The 5,723-nt window shown below is 42.1% G+C and carries 4 protein-coding genes; 2 read left to right on the top strand and 2 right to left on the bottom strand.

What is annotated here, in order from left to right:
* Positions 1 to 18 precede the first annotated feature (18 nt).
* The gene (locus HMPREF9073_RS15980; protein WP_051046587.1) at positions 19 to 2,670 is read left to right on the top strand and encodes a DUF6493 family protein; all 2,652 of its coding nucleotides are present in this window, start codon (positions 19 to 21) and stop codon (positions 2,668 to 2,670) included.
* A gap of 294 nt (positions 2,671 to 2,964) precedes the next feature.
* Here the strand turns inward: HMPREF9073_RS15980 and HMPREF9073_RS09355 are convergent, their stop codons facing one another.
* The gene (locus HMPREF9073_RS09355) at positions 2,965 to 4,884 is read right to left on the bottom strand and encodes a hypothetical protein (protein WP_009413490.1); all 1,920 of its coding nucleotides are present in this window, start codon (positions 4,882 to 4,884) and stop codon (positions 2,965 to 2,967) included.
* Entirely contained in the window at positions 4,802 to 5,149 is a 348-nt protein-coding gene (locus HMPREF9073_RS15715; RefSeq protein WP_157453512.1) for a hypothetical protein, read from the bottom strand. Before HMPREF9073_RS15715 ends, HMPREF9073_RS09355 begins: the two co-directional genes overlap by 83 nt.
* Positions 5,150 to 5,329: 180 nt before the next feature.
* On the opposite strand from HMPREF9073_RS15715, the gene HMPREF9073_RS09350 reads away from it, so the two are divergent.
* A complete protein-coding gene (locus tag HMPREF9073_RS09350; RefSeq protein WP_009413489.1) occupies positions 5,330 to 5,605 on the top strand; it encodes a hypothetical protein in 276 nt (91 codons plus the stop codon).
* Positions 5,606 to 5,723: the final 118 nt, after the last annotated feature.

Below are 5,723 nucleotides of genomic sequence, written 5' to 3'. Positions count from 1 at the left end.
GCACACGATTTTACCGCCATTCGCAATATTTGCTTTGCTCTGCCCGAGCAGGAAAAGGCACAAATCAAAAAACAAACCCAACACAAAGATTGGGAAAATATATTCGAGAAAAAGCATCTTAGCTACGAAATCGAGTATATCATCACCTATCTGATGATGTGTGTTTGCCATAGCGTAGAAGAACTACTAAGTGTAGAAAAACAATTGGATTTCACTTCTGTAAAGAGCTATCATACACGTATTAAGTATCCTCTTTTCTTTTTGAATTCCCAACATACCCAAGCCTTTATGGATTTTATCCACACCCCCGAAGGGGCGTATATGATAAAGGGTGCCCAACAGGTTTTTGAGCAATCCCCGCGTAGTTTTTCTATCGAAATACTCTTAGCCCTCTATACAGAGGGGATTATCCCTTTCAATGATGAGATTTTTGTCAAAAACTTATATGATATCGGATACAGCCGTACACAAGAAGTCAAAGCAGCTGAGGTACTCCTCCAGTATCCTGAGCTGGCAACGCGTGTGATTCCTCATACGGCTAAGTATATAGATTATACCCTTAGAAGCAACTTGGAATGGCAAAAAGTCTTTACCTTGCTTTGTAAGAAAAACTATTTCCCTGATAAGAGCTTCATAACCAGTTTTATAGAAGTGTTGCTCAACCCTTGGAAAAAGAATGTGTTGGATATGTACTGCCGATGGATTGAGGGACTTGCCCCCACCGAGGAGGAGTTGCTCCCAAGCCAGCACACGCTCTTTGCCTTGCTAACCTTGGACAAATCGTCGCTTATCAACTTTGCGATGAAATGTATTGCTCAAATAAGCACTCATCCTAATTTTGATTTCCAAGCCTTTGCCGATAACTTTGCTCTGTGCTTCACTATCCAAAAAATCGCCAAATCCCAACTCATAGGGGTAGAAATCTTAGAAAAATACTACCAAAAGCAAGCCCCCTCTAATCCCGACTACCGCGAGCAATTAGCGGTACTCTTCACTATACCCGATACCCAACTCCAAGAAAAAGTTGCCAACCTCCTCACCACCTACTTTAACCATGAAGGTCTCCCCAAAATCATCGCCCCTTACCGCGATTACCTAAAAGGCAAAGCTCAAGACCTCCTTGCAACCCTAAGTCTATCAGAAAATTCAGAAAATTCTGAGAACTCCGAGAACTCCTACAGCTCCCAAACTGCCTGTGCGGCTCGCACCTCCCATAGTTCCCACAGCTCTCACCCCCTAAAAACAGCTTGCACCCTGACACCTGTTCCCTATCCCCTGACACCTGAAGACCTCCTCTTCCTCCTCGGCGACTGCCTACGCGAGCCTGCGGCTCATACAATAGATGTCTTCTTGGAAGGGCTTATCACTTTGCAAGATAATTTCTTTGCCGATTGGGCAAAGTCCCTTTCGCCCTATATCAAACAGCTTACCAAGCGAGTAGATAAGGAGGAAATCCCTACCGATGCCATTCTCTTGGGAGTTTTGCGTGCGCTGATAGACCGCCGTCCTTTAGCACTTGATTCTAAGTGTAGCTATACGTGGGAAGAACTCTGTAAAAAGTGCAAAAAGCTCTCCGAAAAAGAGTTTGAAGCCTATACGCAGGATTATTACTTAGGCAATGCCCGCCAAGTCCTGCCGTTTCTTTTTCGCAAGGGGCAAATCGTCATTGACGCTATCCTCCAGCACTGCCACCTGCCTTTGCTCTCTACCCCTACACACCTGCCTTTTTATATAGAGACGGAAGTGTTGGTTGATAAGCTCTTGCAATACGAAGCAGAAGGTAAATCCCCAGACCTCGACGACTTGATTGTCGCCTGTAACCGCTTGCTTTTCACAGAAGTTTCGGCAGCAGCCAAAGAAAAAGCGAGACAACTCAAAGGAGATTATGCTAAAGCCATTCAGTATTATTTAGGTCTTACAGATGAAATACAACTAACCGAAGACCTCCTCCCGCTTTGGGCACAAATCACCCGCTTAAAACACCCTGATAGAGAGTTTCCAGAGTTTGAAACCACTTCAGCTAAGAATATTCTGGGGGTAGTAAAACCTTACCTAATTGACTATGGTTGGCAGGAAGGTGACGGTCATAAAAAATTTGCTTTTGGACACCACACCGAGTGGATAAGTGTAAGTTATACAGACCTAAAGAATGCCTTCCCGTATCGTTATTACAATGCCAATGGTGGGTGCTCGCCCTTCAGTACTATTTTTGAGTATAAGATAAGCCTCAATCCTCACTACCCCGATGCGATGTTGTGTGGCTATATCAGCACTTGGGTTACGGGCAACGAAGTGCGCGAAATTCGCAATATGTCAGTTCCTTTGGAAGTGCTTTTGCGCTACGACATCAGCGTACGCCACAGCGGTTGGCTCTATATAGGTACTGCTTTGCTTTTTGAAAAACGCCCATCGCGAGATTTAGCGTATGAATATATCTGTCAGGCAATTACTCGCGGGGAAGACCTCAGTTACCTCAAGACCTATCTTGCTCAAGTCCTCGCTTGGGATTTTCTCCCGATCACTCGCTTTATAGAGTTTCTCGATCGTCCCGTTTACGACCCTAAAGTAAAAGCCTTTGGAAAAGAAGTAGTGAGATTGTATTTAGAAGAAGTGAAGAAGCAAGAAAAACTACCGAAGAATCATAAGAAGTTAGTGGAATTTAGCGATTAATCTACATAAACAAATACTAATTTAACGTAGAGACTGTCTAAAAAGTTTCAAAATCGCATTTGTGTCGCTACACTTTGCCAAAGTTTCCTGCCCATACGGCTTGCACCTTTAGCAAAGTGTATTTTATTGATAATCAATTATTTTTAGAGTATATTATGTAGGAAAGCTAGCGATAGCTGGGTATGTGTTCAAACGCCTCCTAAAAGTAAACTTATTTATTTGCAATCTATTTTTGTTTGACTATGAAACAATTCTTTTTGTCGTGACAAAAGTATAAAATTCATACCATAACGGCTATAGGGTGTCGTTTTTCATTTGCAAAAAAGTCTTTTGTACAGCATCTATAATCTCTTTCTTATCCCTTTCTTGTGCGAATTGCACCGCTTTTTCTTCCACTTTTATAGCCTCGTCTTTCCGGTTGGTGGCATATAGCAAGCAGGCATAAGTATCAAGGTAATAAGGGTCGTTCTCTCTGAAATCGCATATAGCCTCCATCCAGTGTGTGGCTTTAGATAGTAGGGCAGCATCATTGCGACGCGTTTCGAAGATATAATAAGCAATAGTGTTAGCCTGATTTGCCCATACATTGCCATAAGAATACCAATCGGAATAATACCCATTCTTAGGAAATACCTTGTTGATACCTTGCACAAAATTGCCTTTCCCCTGCGCGATAACTCCCTCTATATAAGGTATGTAATAATCAATAGCCGCTTGCTTATCTCGGTCTAACAAATAGTATATATAACCCAGTGCCGAAGTCATCTTTTTAGCGACTGCCTCTTCGTAAATAGGTCTAATCTCTTCAAGAGGTAGTACTTTTTCTTTTTCTAAGTCATTAATGGCCTCTTGCACAGTCGAGTCGTATGGCTCTATTTTCTTTTTAGAGCTGATATTCACGTCTTTATCAATAGCTTCGTTATAGGCTTTAATGGCTTGGCTGAACTTCATCAGGTAGGCAATGGTTTGCAGCTTGTCTTTGGCAGCAACTTTTTTATCCTCTATCAGATAATTTCGGTATCTATAAAGGTTACTGACGGTCATTCTGGCAAATAAGGGGTCTAAAACTCTATCGTTTTGATGACTTGCCGCCACTCTGCGCCATTGGTAAGTCAGTTGGGCGGGGGTGGTTTTCAGTTGGTAAATAAGTTTTTTATTTTTGAAGTCGAGTGCGTGATACTCTTGCTCAAATTTTTTGCGGTCGGTAAGCAAATATAAGCTCAAATCATAGTTTTTGAGGTAGGTGTAAAAGAGCGCTTCCACTTCTTTTATAGGAGCCTGAGGGTTAGCAAATAGCTGGTCGATGTGGCGCGCTACTATGATGCTATTGAAAAGGGTAGGAGCCGTGTTTTTTCCGAAGAAATCATCGCGCTGGGCTTCGGCTATGGTACTTTCTTGATAGTAAAGCACGTGTCCCTCGTAATCTACAAAAATCACTTGGTTTTTATCAGTGGCAATACCGTGTTTTTTCAGCCACTGCTCATCGCCTTTAGAAGTGATATAAAACTGATAAGTAAAAGGTAGTTTATCGCTTTTCTCTATCTTGTAAGATAGTTTTAGCAGCTCAAACTCTTTGTCGGCTTTGGGGTTCTGCGGTTGGTGAAGGATAGCGAGCAACTGCTCAGTGGGTTTTACGCGTTGTATCGCTTTTTCAATATTCTTGCTGTCGCTCACCACTAAGGTCGCGTTTATCTTTGCTTCCTCTTCTTCCTCTTTATAATCTTCGAGTATATCGTCATAATCATCCATTATACAACCCAGTTTCCTATTCGTTTTAACTTCTTTAAAAGGCAGATGTTCCCAGTTCTTTACACGTGTTATCTCGTTGGGGTAGATGGGGGTAGGGATGAGCTTCTGGTATATATCAGGTCTTTTATTGCCTGTTTCCATAAGTGATAGCTCGCCTGTTGAAGCCTCATATACTCCTATAAATTCATTCCTTAAAGCACTGTTCTCTCCCAAGAAAACAACTTCTAAGGCATTGGTGTTTTTGCCTATATAAAAAGTGTTGATAGTTACCTTGTCGTTATTTTCGCGGTATTCAGCAGCAAAGCTGTTTACCAAATAGAGCTTTTCGGTACGCGGAATTTCGATATGAAGGGTATCATTAGCGAACTGGTCTTTCGCCTGATTATACAGATGCAGATAAGTGACGCCCCCTTGTTCGTTTTCGTAGCCTACATAGATAAACGGGGTGGAAGCCTCCCAAATCATTCCTTTGGAGCCTATGAATGAGAGTTGCAGCTTGCTGGGAGTTGCCCTGCTGTTTGTGTAGCATAAAAAAGCCGTCGGCGTTTAGTATCACAAGGTTGCCATCGCGTCTGTAGCTGCCCGAGTATCTTATCACATCGAAAGTATTATCAGCATTGAGCCGGATACTTTCTCTTTCTCTATCGTTTTTATAAATCCCGACAAGGCTATCGACTTGAGCATATAGCCCACTGGCAAAGAGGGTGAAAAGTAGGAGGAGGTTTTTCATAAAACAATTCTTTTTTGTTATACTAAGAGTTCAAAATTTATACCATTATTATTTTTTTTAACTATAGCTGACCTACCTCCATAATTATCTCATTGGCAAATTTGCTAATTCACTAATTTGTTAATTAACAAATTATCCCTATCTTTGCCCCTCACACAAATCAACAAATCGACAAATCAAATGAACGACTTTGAATATGCTTATCCGTTTGCCTCTGTGATAGAAGAGGCGAGCGCTCACGAGAAGAATTTTATCTTTTCGCACTGTTCAGAACTCAAAGAAGACAATGCAGTGCCTTGTTTCTTCTGGGGGAATATCACTCAACCTTTTGTGGTGGCTAAGTGTCTTGCTACACTGGCGAAGACCGTAGCCTCTCAGTTTGCTATCGCCCCAGGAGTGCTTGCAAAATTGCGTGACCCCCAGCTGGCGCGAGCTTGTAGCTCGCGCCTACTATAAATAGAGCTTGTAGCTCATCACTCAATTTGTCAGTTCAATAAATATTTTTTCCCTATGAAAGAAAACTTACTCTCTGCCCTCAAGGCACACGATTTTACCGCCATTCGCAATATTTGCT

Origin of the sequence: Capnocytophaga sp. oral taxon 326 str. F0382 (genome assembly GCF_000318295.1) — a bacterium.
Taxonomy (GTDB): domain Bacteria; phylum Bacteroidota; class Bacteroidia; order Flavobacteriales; family Flavobacteriaceae; genus Capnocytophaga; species Capnocytophaga periodontitidis.
Note: the sequence above shows the minus strand (reverse complement) of the source record. Positions and strands in the feature narration are given on the sequence as shown.

What these genes read in the sequence shown, in the direction of transcription:
- HMPREF9073_RS09355 (WP_009413490.1), bottom strand. Translation starts at nt 4,884, where the DNA reads ATGATTTGGGAGGCTTCCACCCCGTTTATCTATGTAGGCTACGAAAAC.
- HMPREF9073_RS15715 (WP_157453512.1), bottom strand. Translation starts at nt 5,149, where the DNA reads ATGAAAAACCTCCTCCTACTTTTCACCCTCTTTGCCAGTGGGCTATAT.
- HMPREF9073_RS09350 (WP_009413489.1), top strand. Translation starts at nt 5,330, where the DNA reads ATGAACGACTTTGAATATGCTTATCCGTTTGCCTCTGTGATAGAAGAG.